Source organism: Larkinella punicea (assembly GCF_003334855.1).
Lineage (GTDB): Bacteria > Bacteroidota > Bacteroidia > Cytophagales > Spirosomataceae > Larkinella > Larkinella punicea.
On the sequence record NZ_QOWE01000009.1, the window covers coordinates 190,048 to 203,479 of the forward strand.

General features: G+C 48.7%; 17 protein-coding genes and 4 tRNA genes. All 21 read right to left on the reverse strand.

Translation table 11 applies throughout. From position 1 onward, the window contains the following. Nucleotides 1–21 precede the first annotated feature (21 nt). Nucleotides 22–465 carry a 50S ribosomal protein L11 gene (gene rplK / locus DUE52_RS12845; RefSeq protein ID WP_114406416.1) on the reverse strand — a complete coding sequence of 148 codons (444 nt, stop codon included), beginning with the start codon at nt 463–465 and terminating at the stop codon, nt 22–24. Between the two features lie 85 nt (nt 466–550). Further along, a complete protein-coding gene (gene nusG, locus DUE52_RS12850; RefSeq protein WP_114406417.1) occupies nt 551–1,108 on the reverse strand; it encodes a transcription termination/antitermination protein NusG in 558 nt (185 codons plus the stop codon). Nucleotides 1,109–1,186: 78 nt separating this feature from the next. Further along, nucleotides 1,187–1,378 (reverse strand): preprotein translocase subunit SecE, encoded by a 192-nt coding sequence (gene secE / locus DUE52_RS12855; protein WP_114406418.1) that lies wholly within the window; start codon nt 1,376–1,378, stop codon nt 1,187–1,189. Nucleotides 1,379–1,390: 12 nt separating this feature from the next. Continuing rightward, nucleotides 1,391–1,464 (reverse strand) — tRNA-Trp (locus DUE52_RS12860). 176 nt (nt 1,465–1,640) lie between these two features. Continuing rightward, nucleotides 1,641–2,828 carry an elongation factor Tu gene (tuf, locus tag DUE52_RS12865; protein WP_114406419.1) on the reverse strand — a complete coding sequence of 396 codons (1,188 nt, stop codon included), beginning with the start codon at nt 2,826–2,828 and terminating at the stop codon, nt 1,641–1,643. A gap of 59 nt (nt 2,829–2,887) precedes the next feature. Next, nucleotides 2,888–2,959, reverse strand: a tRNA-Thr gene (locus DUE52_RS12870). Between the two features lie 85 nt (nt 2,960–3,044). Further along, nucleotides 3,045–3,120: transfer RNA gene (locus tag DUE52_RS12875), tRNA-Gly, on the reverse strand. An 82-nt stretch (nt 3,121–3,202) separates the two neighbouring features. After that, nucleotides 3,203–3,288 (reverse strand) — tRNA-Tyr (locus tag DUE52_RS12880). A gap of 188 nt (nt 3,289–3,476) precedes the next feature. Further along, nucleotides 3,477–4,493, reverse strand: coding sequence for an outer membrane beta-barrel protein (locus DUE52_RS12885; protein ID WP_114406420.1), 1,017 nt, complete (start codon nt 4,491–4,493; stop codon nt 3,477–3,479). A gap of 4 nt (nt 4,494–4,497) precedes the next feature. Continuing rightward, nucleotides 4,498–5,343, reverse strand: a complete 846-nt coding sequence (locus DUE52_RS12890; RefSeq protein WP_133299831.1) for a hypothetical protein — start codon at nt 5,341–5,343, stop codon at nt 4,498–4,500. Further along, the gene (locus DUE52_RS12895; protein ID WP_114406422.1) at nt 5,324–5,911 is read right to left on the reverse strand and encodes an RNA polymerase sigma factor; all 588 of its coding nucleotides are present in this window, start codon (nt 5,909–5,911) and stop codon (nt 5,324–5,326) included. The genes DUE52_RS12890 and DUE52_RS12895 overlap by 20 nt, the downstream gene beginning before the upstream one ends. Before the next feature lie 114 nt (nt 5,912–6,025). Beyond that, complete coding sequence (locus DUE52_RS12900; protein ID WP_262510990.1) at nt 6,026–6,307, reverse strand: DUF983 domain-containing protein; 282 nt, start codon at nt 6,305–6,307, stop codon at nt 6,026–6,028. Nucleotides 6,308–6,359: 52 nt separating this feature from the next. Then, entirely contained in the window at nt 6,360–6,644 is a 285-nt protein-coding gene (locus tag DUE52_RS12905) for a CAMCR motif-containing small membrane protein (protein WP_114406424.1), read from the reverse strand. Between the two features lie 11 nt (nt 6,645–6,655). Next, nucleotides 6,656–7,198, reverse strand: coding sequence for a DUF420 domain-containing protein (locus DUE52_RS12910; protein WP_114406425.1), 543 nt, complete (start codon nt 7,196–7,198; stop codon nt 6,656–6,658). 13 nt (nt 7,199–7,211) lie between these two features. Next, complete coding sequence (locus DUE52_RS12915) at nt 7,212–7,901, reverse strand: SCO family protein (RefSeq protein WP_133299832.1); 690 nt, start codon at nt 7,899–7,901, stop codon at nt 7,212–7,214. A gap of 1 nt (nt 7,902) precedes the next feature. Beyond that, nucleotides 7,903–8,232, reverse strand: coding sequence for a cytochrome C oxidase subunit IV family protein (locus DUE52_RS12920; RefSeq protein WP_114406427.1), 330 nt, complete (start codon nt 8,230–8,232; stop codon nt 7,903–7,905). Between the two features lie 18 nt (nt 8,233–8,250). Beyond that, the gene (locus tag DUE52_RS12925) at nt 8,251–9,027 is read right to left on the reverse strand and encodes a cytochrome c oxidase subunit 3 (RefSeq protein ID WP_114406428.1); all 777 of its coding nucleotides are present in this window, start codon (nt 9,025–9,027) and stop codon (nt 8,251–8,253) included. A 17-nt stretch (nt 9,028–9,044) separates the two neighbouring features. Next, nucleotides 9,045–9,635, reverse strand: coding sequence for a cytochrome c oxidase subunit 3 (locus DUE52_RS12930; protein ID WP_114406429.1), 591 nt, complete (start codon nt 9,633–9,635; stop codon nt 9,045–9,047). A 6-nt stretch (nt 9,636–9,641) separates the two neighbouring features. Further along, nucleotides 9,642–10,529, reverse strand: coding sequence for a heme o synthase (cyoE, locus tag DUE52_RS12935; protein ID WP_114406430.1), 888 nt, complete (start codon nt 10,527–10,529; stop codon nt 9,642–9,644). A gap of 1 nt (nt 10,530) precedes the next feature. Next, nucleotides 10,531–11,553, reverse strand: a complete 1,023-nt coding sequence (locus DUE52_RS12940; protein ID WP_114406431.1) for a COX15/CtaA family protein — start codon at nt 11,551–11,553, stop codon at nt 10,531–10,533. Beyond that, on the reverse strand, nt 11,528–13,411 hold the full coding sequence (locus DUE52_RS12945) for a cytochrome c oxidase subunit I (RefSeq protein ID WP_114406432.1): 1,884 nt from the start codon (nt 13,409–13,411) through the stop codon (nt 11,528–11,530). The genes DUE52_RS12940 and DUE52_RS12945 overlap by 26 nt, the downstream gene beginning before the upstream one ends. Nucleotides 13,412–13,432 lie beyond the last annotated feature (21 nt).

The window sequence follows — 13,432 nt, forward strand, 5'->3', positions numbered from 1 at the left end:
CTCTGAATTTGACTGCTGAAATTAATTGTCCCAGGGAGCTTTCCCCGATACCGTGATGCCCATACTCCGGGCGGTACCGGCAATCATCTTCATCGCTGATTCGATGGTAAAGGCGTTCAGATCCGGCATTTTCGTTTCAGCAATCTGCCGAACTTGATCCCAGGTTACTGAGCCAACTTTGTTCCGGTTCGGCTGAGCCGACGCGGTTTTGACTTTGGCGGCCTCCATCAACAGGATGGGTGCAGGCGGTGTTTTGATGACAAATTCAAACGATTTGTCTTTGTAGTACGTGATCAGTACCGGAAGGACCATGCCTGCCTTATCCTGCGTCCGTCCGTTGAACTGCTTGCAGAATTCCATGATGTTCAAACCCTTGGAACCCAACGCTGGTCCGATCGGAGGAGAGGGATTGGCAGCACCACCCTTCACCTGCAATTTCACGTAGCCAACTACTTCTTTTGCCATTGCTTCTGGTTTGTTACGCTAAGCCCTGCGAATGACTGTCCGTCCAGTGGGAAGCATACGACGGCATGGTCTCGGGCATAGCCAGTTAATTTTCCTTTTCTACTTGTGCGTAACTCAGCTCTACAGGGGTATTTCTACCGAAAATCTTGACTACCACATTCAGCTTCTTCCGTTCGTCGAACACTTCCTCGACGGTTCCGATGAAACCACTGAATGGGCCATCAACCACTTTTACTGATTCTCCTTTCAGGAAAGACACTGTGGGCGTCGTCACTTCCTGCGTAATTTCATCGACTTTCCCCAGAATACGGTTCACCTCAGCCTGCCGCAATGGAACCGGAATTTTGGTCGGACCGTTGGCGTTTCCCAGAAAGCCCAGAACACCGGGCATGCTGGTAATCAAGTGGGAAACTTCGCCGTTGGAAAGGTCGGCTGAAATTAAAATATAGCCCGGAAAGAACGTTTTCTCACGAACCCGCTTTTTTCCGTTCCGCATTTCGTATACTTTTTCAGACGGAATCAGAATCTGAGGAACAAAGTCACCCAACCCTTGTCTGGTAATTTCATTTTCCAGATAAGACTTGACTTTCTTTTCCTGGCCAGAAATAGCCCGGACAACATACCATTTGATTCCGCTTTCCATCGTGAATTCGTTACGAATTGTAATTGTTGCTGAATGATTACCAACTCCGAATCACACAGAGACAATTATGACCTGGCATCAAAACGACTGATAAAAAAGATTCAGCGCGTTTTCAAACAAAAAATCGATGCCTCCTACCAGCAGTGCAAAAATCAGCGATGCAATCAAGACCAATGTTGAGCTGGCTTGCAAATCGCCAAACTTTGGCCATGTAACATTGTGCTGAACCTCCTCCAGGGAGTCTTTCAGAAATGAGGTAACCTTGTCCATCTGTGATGTGATTGGCACGGGTGGAGAGATTCGAACTCCCATCAACGGTTTTGGAGACCGCTATTCTACCCTTGAACTACACCCGTGTTTAGTTAGAAGAAAGAGAAAAGAAATAAGACAAAAGATGCAAATCTAGCCTTTTATCTTAGCTCTTTTCTCTTTGTTCCGGTTTGCCCGCCGAAACGGACTGCAAAGTTACTAAATATTCAGAAAAAACAAGTGCATCCCCCGAAAGAAATGCACTTGTTTCAATAGCCTTGTATTAGTCGAGGATTTCCGTTACCTGACCTGCACCAACCGTCCGGCCACCTTCGCGAATAGCGAAACGAAGACCTTTCTCCATGGCGATTTTGTTGATCAGAACCACTTCAATCGTGATGTTATCACCGGGCATAACCATCTCAACGTTAGCAGGCAGAGAGATCTCACCCGTTACATCCGTGGTACGGAAGTAGAACTGTGGACGGTATTTGTTAAAGAATGGCGTGTGACGGCCACCTTCTTCTTTCGACAGAACGTAAACCTCTGCTTTGAATTTAGCGTGTGGTTTTACAGAGCCTGGCTTGCAAATAACCATACCACGACGGATATCGGTTTTTTCAATACCACGCAACAGCAAACCTACGTTGTCACCGGCTTCGCCACGATCCAGAATTTTCCGGAACATTTCAACCCCTGTAACGACTGATTTCATGTTTTCGGCACCCATACCCAGAATCTCAACCTGCTCGCCAGAGTTGATGATTCCGCGTTCGATCCGACCCGTAGCAACCGTACCACGACCCGTGATGGAGAACACGTCTTCCACCGGCATCAGGAATGGAAGTTCGGTCTGACGTGGAGGCAGCGGAATGTAGCTGTCAACGTTAGACATCAGATCTTCGATAGTAGCAACCCATTTGGCATCACCATTCAGACCACCCAAAGCAGAACCCTGGATCACCGGAATGTTGTCACCATCGTATTCGTAGAAGCTCAGCAGTTCGCGGATTTCCATTTCAACGAGTTCCAGAAGTTCCGGATCGTCAACCATGTCCACCTTGTTCATGAAAACAACCAACTGAGGTACACCTACCTGACGAGCCAGCAGGATGTGCTCGCGGGTCTGGGGCATTGGGCCGTCAGTGGCAGCCACAACAAGAATGGCACCGTCCATCTGAGCAGCACCCGTAACCATGTTTTTAACATAGTCAGCGTGGCCTGGGCAGTCAACGTGTGCATAGTGACGATTTGCCGTCGAATATTCTACGTGCGAGGTATTGATCGTAATACCACGCTCTCTTTCTTCCGGTGCGTTGTCGATGGACGAGAAGTCGCGTTTTTCGGCCAAACCTTTTTCTGACAACACTTTCGTGATGGCAGCGGTCAGGGTTGTTTTACCGTGGTCAACGTGACCAATCGTACCAATATTGACGTGCGGCTTGGAACGGTCAAAATTTTCTTTAGCCATTGTTGGAAAAGCTTAAATTGAACTGGTTATTTTAAATTGATTGAAATTTGCCGTTTCTGAGCCGTTGAGGGGATTTGAACCCCTGACCTCTTCCTTACCAAGGAAGTGCTCTACCACTGAGCTACAACGGCTTTTGTATACGCAAAACTAAGAAAAATGAATAATGCAGAATGAAAATGATTGACTCGTCACGTTCATTATACACTATTCATTATCTGGAGCGGGAGACCGGGCTCGAACCGGCCACCTGAAGCTTGGAAGGCTACCGCTCTACCAAATGAGCTACTCCCGCTTTTTTTCGTTTCTAATTTTAGTGCCCGCCGTTTCAACCGGAAACGATAAACTCAAAACTATAAACTAACTTCACTTTTACTTGGTGGGGAGTGGAGGATTCGAACCTCCGAAGGCGTACGCCAGCAGATTTACAGTCTGATCCATTTGGCCACTCTGGAAACTCCCCTTTCAGTCCTTAAAAAGCACTTTTTGATGTCACTCAACCAGCACTTCTGCCAACGGAGTTGCAAAATTACATGCTTTTTTTGCTAAGTCAACTATTCGCTTAAAATAAATTTAGCTGAACCAATTTAGTAACAAACAAAAACCACCACTGGCCTGCGCCAACGGCGGTTTTTTGCCCCTCAGAAATTCTTATAAACCAATTCCGAAACTCAACGCCCGAACGTTCGGCCCTTTGTTGTCCTGGAACATCGGATTCAGATCATACTTGATAAAGAAATTCGTACGGGCAATGCCGATGTGGGCAATGAGACCATAGCGAAAATCATTCAGGTAAAAGTTCGAGTGCTGCCGTTCTTTGTTGTTATCCTGCTCTTTGATTTTCGTATAGCTATCGACCCGGTAGCCCGCGTAACCGCCGAAACCCAGATGCCCCATCTTACGGCCGCTGCTGTTGTAAAAACTGAGCCGCGGCACCACCGGTAAATTGACGGAACAAACCGTCAGTTTGCTTTTCTTTAAATCCCGTCCGGCATCCGAAAACACAATACCGTCGGCACCTTTCTGCGCAATGACATCGTTTTCAAACATGTAGTTATTCCAGGACACTTCTATTCCGTAATAGAGTTTGAAACCTACGTGCTGACTCCGGGCAATGGTTGGCATCTGGCTCAGTGCCAGGCTGATGTAACGGGAACCCAACGGCTTTAATCGGTAGCTTTCGGCGGGATAATTCGGATTGGTGCTCTTCTCAACCAGGCTGTTCAATCCAATACCGCCCCCCTCGGCTCCCAGTTCCCAATTGTCTTTTTTCCGACGGCGGTTGTGGTTCCGGCTCGACCAGTCCGAGTCACTATCGGAACGTTCATAACGCCGATCGTCCGATTCTTTGATCGTCACGCTCACCTCGCCATCCCGCTGGGTCACAATCAAAACCGTGTCCTGCAAATACCGCTGCACCCGGTTTTCGTCAATCACAATGAACGTCTCCCCCGCTTTGGCAGAATCGAGCTTCATGCCCATATCGCGGATAATTTTATTGATGTCGTAATTGGACAACTGCCGGATTCCTTCTTTGTCGTTGGAGTGGATAACCAGTCGGGTTTTGTTACCGAATAAAATAACCAGTGAGTCGGCTTTCAGACTTTCGGGAGCGGCCCACGCCAGGCTACCGAACAGCATTAAGAGGGTGGTGAATACGGATTTCATGGTTCTATTTGTTGTTTGGATTTTTCTTGAATGCACTGTAGCGCAGGTTCTCATACGAATTGGAAATCTTCTCTTTTCCTTCCTGAACCCGCTCCGACGCCCGGGCTAGCAACGCACCCGGCTGAACGCCCACGTCTTCCCATTCGACGGGTTCACCGGATTTTATCTTGTTGAACTGGCGCAGCACCCGGCCCAAACGGAAGCGTTTTTTCTTCGGCTGATCTTCATCCGTACGTTCCGTAAACGCAGTGTTTTCGGATTCCATTGACGCAACCAGAGCGGTTGGTTTGATTTCGGGAGCCGCCATCTGAACCACCAGTGTTCGCTCAGCCGGTTTGGGAGCTTCTTCGGCAGCTAGCAACGCTTCCGGCTTCCGAACCTCTTCCAGCGGAACTGAAACGGACGGTTTTTCAGTCATCACCAGTTCCTGTGCAACTCGCGAAGCCCGTTGTACAACCTGATGGCTGTCTTCTAGTTGACTATTGCTCCGGGGAGTCGCAGGTTTTTCAAACGCGATGACCGGTTTTTCCTCTTCTTCAATTGCTGATGGCAGGTCGGTTTTCGATGGTACATGTTTCTGGCCCGGTGCTGCCTTTTTCGGTGTCTGCTGTGCTACCCGGGTGGTTGCCGGACCGGTTTTGACGGTTTCATCACCCGACCACAACCACCACGACGCCAACAGCAGTACGCCTACGCTGGCGGCCGACGCATACCACCAGACAAACGGTGCTTTGCGTTCTTCCTTCGCGTTCATTCGGCGTTGTAGTTCTTCCCACGAAGCCCGTTCCGGTTTTACCCTGTGGTCCCTTAACTGGCTGGAAAACAGATCGTCAATAGGATGCTGGCTCATAACTTATTGATTTTTTTTTTACATCCAACTGCGTCAGCAACCGTTGCAGGAGAGCCCGTGCGCGGTGCAGTTGCGATTTGGAGGTACTTTCGGTGATTCCCAATGATTCGGCTATTTCGGCATGGCTGTACCCTTCGATGGCGTAGAGATTGAATACGGTTTTGTAGCCGGCTGGCAATTGTTCGAGCAGATTCATCAGGTCTTCGGCCATCAAATCCTGATCGGCAAACGTGGTGTCGGCTTCGGGTGCGGCATCTTCCAGCGCAATTTCGGCCCGCCATTGTTTGTTCTTTCGCAGATACATCAGGGATTCATTCACCATGATCCGTCGAATCCAGCCTTCAAAACTACCTTCGCTTTTATACTGCCCGATTTTTTCAAAAACCCGCATGAAACCGTCCATCAGTATCTCCTCTGCTTCGTAACGGTTGGAGACGTAGCGGACGCAGATCGTCAGCATTTTCGACGAATACCGCTCAAACAACGCCTTCTGCGCCCGGCTGTCCGCCCGTTGCAGTGCCGTTATGAGCTGCATTTCCGTTGAATAGCCGAGTAATCGTCGAATCATGCCGGTTAAAAATCGTTTTCAGGAACAAGATGCAAACCGGGTTGGTCGAGGTTGCATGGTGGGTTGAAATTATTCAAAAAAGAAGCCCGGTCGACTGACCGGGCTTGAGGAAGTTTAAAATTCAGACGTTTTGCCGGGTTCGTAATAGATCCCCGATACAAAATGAAGCCAGACGATTCGGGAAATGCGGAAGTTGATGGGAGTAATCAGAACCAGTGCCGGACAAATGATCAGCACGTAGGTCCAGCCGCCCGGGTCGTTGAGTCCGTAGAAAATCAAAAAGCCAAGTACGAGGGCAACACCAGCCGACAAAACGTAACTGACAAACATGGCCCCCCAGAAATAACCGGGTTCAATTTCGTAACGCAAACCGCAGTGCGGACAATGCTCATACATTTCATCAAACCGCCGTACGTTGTAAACCGGGTATTTGAAAACTTTTCCCTGTCTACATCTGGGACATAGCCCCCCGGACACGGCTTGCAATTGCGAGACGTTTGCCATGTTCTTTTTTGCTGGTTCTTATCCAAAGAAAGATGATGATCGCTACCAGCAGATACGGCGTTACCAACAAATAGAGAATACCGGTATTCAAGCCCACTGCAACCTGGTTACGACCGTTGCTCATCGTGCTTTCCACTGTTCCCCGACACATCGCACATTGGGCAAAGGTGTTGGTGAGGGTCAGCATATACAGTACGCCAAGTGCCAAAAAGCTTTTCCAGATTTTCATAGCCCAATGGATTAATGATTGTAATAAGGAGCAATCAGTAAATAAACGACAACGCCGGTGATGCTGACATACAACCAGATGGGAAATGCCCACTTCACAACGGCCTTGTGTTTGGCAATCTGCCCGCTCAACGCAAAATAAACCGCCCGAAGCACAAACCACACCACGACAATGGACAAACTAATGTGGCTGATTAGCAGAAAGTAATAAACCGGCCGAATCCAGCCTTCTCCACCGAAAGGCGTTGACTCGTTCGACAGGTGGTATAAGACGTAACTCAGCAGAAAAAGAAAGCCCAGCGTAAAAGCGGCCAGCATGGTCGCCCGGTGGGCTGCGATGTTTTTCTGTTTGATGAAATAAAAGCCCGCCAGCAACAAAACCGCTGTGGCTGAATTGATGACGGCATTGATATGTGGCAGGTAGGTAGTCCAATTGCCCAGATCCACTTTTTGGCGAATTCCTAACAGAACTGCCACCACTACCGGAATCACAATCGCCAGAATGTTGATCAGGCGGCTGTATTTTTTACTTTGTTCAATTTGCAAGGTTACCATACGATGCAGGAGCCTATTGATTGGAATAAATATCTTGTAGCACTCTGATTTCCAGAACCAACCGGTCTACATCCGCTTTATCGGTTCCGTTGTAGAAGCCTCGGATGTGGCCTTCGTGGTCTACTAATACCAACCCCTCGTAGAGCGTAAAAGTTTCGTTTTTCCGGCCGGTCATGGGGCGCTGTTTAATCCGGTAATATTGTTCTCCCAGGAAGGTGGTTTCCAGCGTATCGGGCTTGGCAATGAGCCATTTTTCAGGCTCTACATCATTTGACGCCATGACCTGCCTGGCTACCGAATTGGCATCGACAAATGACACCAGCCTGACGTCCGGTTTCTGGGAAAAGATGTCCTGCACCCGATTGAGCTGGCTGGCCACCTTCGCACAGGTGCTGTCACACGTCAGACCCAAAAACGAAGCAACGTAAAGTTTGCCTTTGAGAGCGGTCGTGGAGAACGGTTTTTGATCGGGTAAAGTCCCGACAATTGGGGGTAGGGTATAGAAAACCGTATCCTGTGCTTCTTTCCCCCAACCGGGTTTGTCGGCGGGACGGGTTTCAATCTTGCCGGTTTTGGCATCGATTACCGGAAAAAAGGTCTGGAGGGTAAACTGATTGTGTCCGAATACCTTGAGGAAAATAAAAACAAAAGCCGGAACCACCAACAAGAACAGGAGGATTCCGGCCTTTATAAGACGCGCCATTTTATCGTGCCACGAAGATGAAGCCACCCTCCATCAACAGAGCCAACAGCAACCAAACCACGAAGATACAAGGCAAAATGATTGCCCAGATGAGTGATTTAACTTCGTGTTTTAAGTGCATAAATTCACCGACAATGTAAAAGGCTTTTACGATGGTCATCAAAACGAAAATTGACGTTTTCAGAAAACCGGCATTTATCGTAAAAGCGATCAGGAATTCAAAAGCCGTTAGAACCGACAGGATAATAAAGGTTTTCCAAATGGCCTTGGTTTGCGGTTCCGCAATAACGCCGGGTTCCGTATCGTGATGATGTGAGCTATGATCTGCCATGATTGTATCTCAGAAAGTTTATACCAGGTAAAAGAAGGTAAAGACAAATACCCAAACCAGGTCGACAAAGTGCCAGTACAGACCTACTTTCTCAACCATTTCGTAGTGTCCACGACGCTGATACAAGCCGAATGCCGTCCGGTAGAAGATCAGAATATTCAGTACGACGCCACTCAACACGTGGGTTCCGTGGAAACCGGTGATGAAAAAGAACAGATCCGCAAAAGCCGGCGGGCCGTATTGGTTCTCGGTGAGGTTAGCCCCAAAAATGGTGCGTTCGACCCACTGCCCGTTCACGATCTCCCGAATAACCGTTCCTTCGTCGGTTCCGTGAATAAAGTGAGCCCATTCCCACGCCTGGCTACCCAGGAAAGTCAAACCGCCCAAAATGGTCCACAGCATATATTTCTCTACGGCCGCTTTGTCCATCCGGTGACCCGCTTCTACGGCCAATACCATCGTGACCGATGAGAAAATGAGAATGAAAGTCATGATACCGACAAAAACCAGCGGCAACTCGATGCCGTGGAGAAACGGTACGGCTTCGTAAACCTTCTCCGGAATGGGCCAGTAAAGGTTTGAGAAATGAAACTCTCCGTGGATGGCCGGATCGTATGCCTGGAAACTGAAGCGGATTAACCCGTAGGTTACCAGCAAGGCAGAAAAGGTGAAGGTATCGGAAATCAGGAAGAACCACATCATGAGCTTACCGTAGCTCACTTTCATCGGTTCTACACCGCCCATCCAGGTTTTCTTGTCGAACACCGGTGCTTCGGTTGTTGCAGTAGCAGCCATGCTTTACGGAAATTGAATCAATTAAAATACAATAAAAAACCAAACAGATAGACCCACAAGATATCTAAAAAATGCCAGTAGGTCATACAAACTTCAAGTTGGGTCAGATTTTTAGCGTGAATCTTCAACTGAAAAGAAGCCCGCAGCGCATATAGAAGCACGATCAAACCGCTAACCAGGTGAAACGCGTGAAGTCCGGTGAAAACGTACATGAACGAGCCGGATGGATTGCCGACAAAATACACATTTTGAGCCACCAGATCTTTCCAGCCTATGAACTGCATCACCAAAAACGCCAGCCCGAACGCAAAAGTAATAGAAATTGCTGTTCTCAGGGTCCCAAAATCATCTTTTTTTGCGGCCCGGTACGCCCAATGCATGGAAAAGCTGCTAATGAGCAACACCACTGTGCTGTACATAAAAATAGCCGGCATTTTGAACTCCAGCCAGTTTCCTTCTGCCCGACGAACCAGGTAGGCACTCGTCATAGCCGCAAACAACATCACAATACTGACCACGAACATCCAGACGATGAACTTTTTTGGGTTCATCGATAAGGTTTCTTCGGGCTCTTCCGCCACTGGCAAAACTTTAACTAGTTCGCTCATAGTTTGTTACAATTTGTCTAACAAGAAGGCAATTTGAACAATCGGCAAATACAGGAATGATCCGAACATAATCTGTAAAGCCGCCTTGTCCGTCCGTTTTCTCATTAAGTAAAACGTCTGAGTCAGAAATAGAATTCCGCAAACCATCGCAACAATCGCCGAGTTGATCCCCGTCATACCCAATTCGTAGGGCAACCAGCCAACCGGCAACAGAAACAGGGTATAAATCATGATTTGCAAAGCCGTTTTTTCGTCCTTGCCACCCGTTGAAGGCAACAGTTTGAAACCGGCTTTTTTATAGTCGTTATCGGCCACCCAGGCAATGGCCCAGAAGTGCGGAAACTGCCAGAAAAACTGAATGGCAAACAAAATGCCGGGTTCCAGACCGTAGTGATTCGTCGCAGCAACCCAGCCAATCATGGGTGGAAATGCGCCCGGCAAAGCACCCACGAAAACCGCAATGGGGCCGACCCGCTTCAGAGGGGTATAGACAAACCCGTACAGCAACAAAGAAAGCACCGAGAGCGCACACGCCCGCAGGTTAAAAACGACAATGAACAAATAGCAAGCAACGACGAAGAGGACAAACGCAAAAATGGCGGCTTCCTGAACCGTTAGCCGACCGGTTGGCAAAGGCCGACCCGCCGTCCGTTTCATCAATTTATCGTATTCTTTCTCAATAATCTGGTTGATGATGTTTGCCGAACCGGTCATTGCCAGCGAGGCAACGAACAATAATCCCAGCTTTAGCCAGTCAATCCGGGTGACGGCGAGGCTGTAGCCAAACATGCCGGATAAAGCGATAAAAGCTGACAACCGAAATTTCAGCAAATCGAAGTACGCTTTTCCTTTTAATGCAAACGCACTGATACCAATGGTTTTGGTTTGTTGCATTCTATAATTTTGAATAAGTAGGCTGTTGAACAGCCCGATTTTTTAATAGTTGGTCGGCGTTCAGCACCAGAAGTGCGATAAATTGCAAACCCAGTATCACAATGGCCAACGTAAGGTGAATAGGCTGAGCCGCTGCCGGAACCGCGAAATACGCCAACACGATACCCGTCAGAATCTCAACCACAACCATAGCCATCAAAGCCGTAATCAGTTGAGAAAGAAGCCCTTTGGTAGTTGTGTGTTTGCGCAACTGGTAAATAACCGCCAGGTGAAACACCAGTATGACCAACGAGAAAGACCGGTGAATGTAAAAACGAAAATCCAGGTTATCAATCCACCGATACCGCTCACTATACCCCAATCGCTGAATGACTTCGTCAATGGATTCGCGCACCTGGGTTCCAATCAACACCTGAACCACGGAAAAGACCATAGCCCAGAGCAAAATCTGATTCACTACCCGTTTGTTTCGGTTAACCGGTTCAACGTTGACCCGCCCGGTATATGAAATTGCCATAACATAGAGCAGGGCAAACACCACCAGAATGGCCAGCAACATGTGCAGGGTCACCAAATAGGGTGCCAATTCTGTTGCGACGACGCGGGAACCCAGCCAGCCGTTCAGACCAATCAGCACGAACGAGACGAGGCTCCAGTAAAAAACACGTTTATCGTTCTTCAGGTAAGGAATCGAAACCAGGAGCAGGGCAAAAACCAGCAAACCGGCAAAGGCACCCAGCAAGCGGTTGACGTATTCGATCCAGGTTTTAACCGGATTAAACTCCACTTCTCCTTTCAGTTTGGCTCCGTAGATTTCCTGATAGTTGAGAGGGAGTTGGGATACATCAGTGGGAGGAACCCATCGTCCGAAACACCGGGGCCAATCTGGACAACCCATTCCGGAACCGGTACTTCTAACAATCCCCCCCGCCAGAATGAGCAGGTAAATGGTGATGACGGTCAGAAGGGCCAGGCGCCGGAACAGGTGCTCACGTTGATTAGTGAGGCTGCTTGAACTGGTCATTGTAGTTCTGTGCCTCAATCTCTTTCTCCAGGGCAATCAGTGCATTTTCGTGGGGCAGATTCGATTCCGGAGTTTGGGAATAAGGAACATTCTGCGGAATGAAATCGCTGGTTGCACCCGGTTTGCTGTAGTCATAAGGCCAGCGATAAACCGCCGGAATTTCGCCCGGCCAGTTACCATGTCCCGGATGCAGCGGAGTCGTCCATTCCAAAGTGTTCGAATTCCATGGATTGAGTGCAGCTTTCTTCCCCTTGAAAATGCTGTAGAAGAAGTTCCAGAGGAAAATAAACTGTGCCGTAAAGGTGAAAATGGCCGCGATACTCACAAACATATTCAGATCTCCGAACGTACGGAAGGCTTCATAGGTGGTGAATGAATAATAGCGACGCGGGAAACCGGCAATACCGATGTAATGTAACGGGAAGAACACCAGATAGATGCCGACAAACGTGAGCCAGAAGTGGATGTGACCCAGTGTCGGGTTCATCATCCGGCCGAAGAATTTCGGGAACCAGTGGTACACCCCCGCAAGGAACCCAAAGGCCGAAGCCGCTCCCATTACCAGGTGAAAGTGAGCGACTACGAAATAGGTATCGTGCAACTGGATATCCAGGGCACTGTTTCCCAGAATAATACCGGTCAAACCACCCGAGATAAAGAAAGATACCAGACCGATTGAGAACAACATGGCCGGGGTAAAGACGATGTTACCACGCCACAGCGTCGTGATGTAGTTGAACGCTTTTACCGCCGATGGAACCGCAATGATCAGCGTCAGGAACATGAAAATCGATCCCAGAAATGGATTCATCCCGGTTACGAACATGTGGTGAGCCCATACGATAAACGCCAGGAAGGCAATCCCGATCATGGACGCAATCATGGCCCGGTAGCCAAAGATCGGTTTGCGGGCATTGGTAGCGATAATTTCGGAGGTGATTCCCAATGCCGGGAGCAATACGATGTATACTTCGGGATGACCCAGGAACCAGAACAAGTGCTGGAACAGAATCGGGCTGCCACCAATGTTTGGCAGCGCTTCTCCGCCAATGTAAATTTCAGACAGGTAGAAGCTCGTTCCCATGCTCCGGTCGAAAATCAGCAGAAGTGCTGCCGATAACAGTACGGGGAATGAAATCAAGCCCAGAATAGCCGTTAATAAGAATGCCCAGATGGTCAGCGGCATTTTGCTGAACGACATCCCGCGGGTCCGCAGGTTAATTACCGTGGTGATATAGTTGATCCCACCCAACAATTGCGAGACTATAAAAATCGCCATACTCATCAACCAGAGCGTCATACCCAGACCGGAACCGGACATCGCCTGTGGTAAGGCACTCAGCGGGGGATAGATTACCCAGCCACCGGATGCCGGTCCTGTTTCAATGAACAATGACGAGAACATCAAAACGCTGGACAGGAAGAAAAACCAGTAGGAAAGCATGTTCAGGAAACCGGACGCCATGTCGCGGGCACCTACCTGCAACGGAATCAGGAAGTTACTGAACGTACCACTCAACCCGGCGGTCAACACGAAGAACACCATGATGGTGCCGTGCATGGTTACCAGGGCCAAATAAAATTCTTTATCAAGCTTACCGGATTCATCGATCCAGCCACCCAGAATAGGCCGAAGCCACTCCAGCGTCATGTTCGGAAATCCCAATTGCAACCGGAACAGAACGGAAAGCGATGCGCCAATGATCGCCCAGAAAATGCCCGAAAACATGTATTGTTTTGCAATCGTTTTGTGGTCTTCCGAGAACACATATTTCCTCAGGAAACTTAGCTCTTCGTGGTGGTCATGTTCTTCAACATGAACCGCCGATGATGCTGCGTTCGTTTCAACGGTTGCCATAGTGTATGGTTTTATAGAATC

Excerpts from the sequence above, each read along its gene's own strand:
- rplK (WP_114406416.1), bottom strand. The coding sequence starts at position 465 with ATGGCAAAAGAAGTAGTTGGCTACGTGAAATTGCAGGTGAAGGGTGGT.
- nusG (WP_114406417.1), bottom strand. The coding sequence starts at position 1,108 with ATGGAAAGCGGAATCAAATGGTATGTTGTCCGGGCTATTTCTGGCCAG.
- secE (WP_114406418.1), bottom strand. The coding sequence starts at position 1,378 with ATGGACAAGGTTACCTCATTTCTGAAAGACTCCCTGGAGGAGGTTCAG.
- tuf (WP_114406419.1), bottom strand. The coding sequence starts at position 2,828 with ATGGCTAAAGAAAATTTTGACCGTTCCAAGCCGCACGTCAATATTGGT.
- DUE52_RS12885 (WP_114406420.1), bottom strand. The coding sequence starts at position 4,493 with ATGAAATCCGTATTCACCACCCTCTTAATGCTGTTCGGTAGCCTGGCG.
- DUE52_RS12890 (WP_133299831.1), bottom strand. The coding sequence starts at position 5,343 with ATGAGCCAGCATCCTATTGACGATCTGTTTTCCAGCCAGTTAAGGGAC.
- DUE52_RS12895 (WP_114406422.1), bottom strand. The coding sequence starts at position 5,911 with ATGATTCGACGATTACTCGGCTATTCAACGGAAATGCAGCTCATAACG.
- DUE52_RS12900 (WP_262510990.1), bottom strand. The coding sequence starts at position 6,307 with ATGTATGAGCATTGTCCGCACTGCGGTTTGCGTTACGAAATTGAACCC.
- DUE52_RS12905 (WP_114406424.1), bottom strand. The coding sequence starts at position 6,644 with ATGAAAATCTGGAAAAGCTTTTTGGCACTTGGCGTACTGTATATGCTG.
- DUE52_RS12910 (WP_114406425.1), bottom strand. The coding sequence starts at position 7,198 with ATGGTAACCTTGCAAATTGAACAAAGTAAAAAATACAGCCGCCTGATC.
- DUE52_RS12915 (WP_133299832.1), bottom strand. The coding sequence starts at position 7,901 with ATGGCGCGTCTTATAAAGGCCGGAATCCTCCTGTTCTTGTTGGTGGTT.
- DUE52_RS12920 (WP_114406427.1), bottom strand. The coding sequence starts at position 8,232 with ATGGCAGATCATAGCTCACATCATCACGATACGGAACCCGGCGTTATT.
- DUE52_RS12925 (WP_114406428.1), bottom strand. The coding sequence starts at position 9,027 with ATGGCTGCTACTGCAACAACCGAAGCACCGGTGTTCGACAAGAAAACC.
- DUE52_RS12930 (WP_114406429.1), bottom strand. The coding sequence starts at position 9,635 with ATGAGCGAACTAGTTAAAGTTTTGCCAGTGGCGGAAGAGCCCGAAGAA.
- cyoE (WP_114406430.1), bottom strand. The coding sequence starts at position 10,529 with ATGCAACAAACCAAAACCATTGGTATCAGTGCGTTTGCATTAAAAGGA.
- DUE52_RS12940 (WP_114406431.1), bottom strand. The coding sequence starts at position 11,553 with ATGACCAGTTCAAGCAGCCTCACTAATCAACGTGAGCACCTGTTCCGG.
- DUE52_RS12945 (WP_114406432.1), bottom strand. The coding sequence starts at position 13,411 with ATGGCAACCGTTGAAACGAACGCAGCATCATCGGCGGTTCATGTTGAA.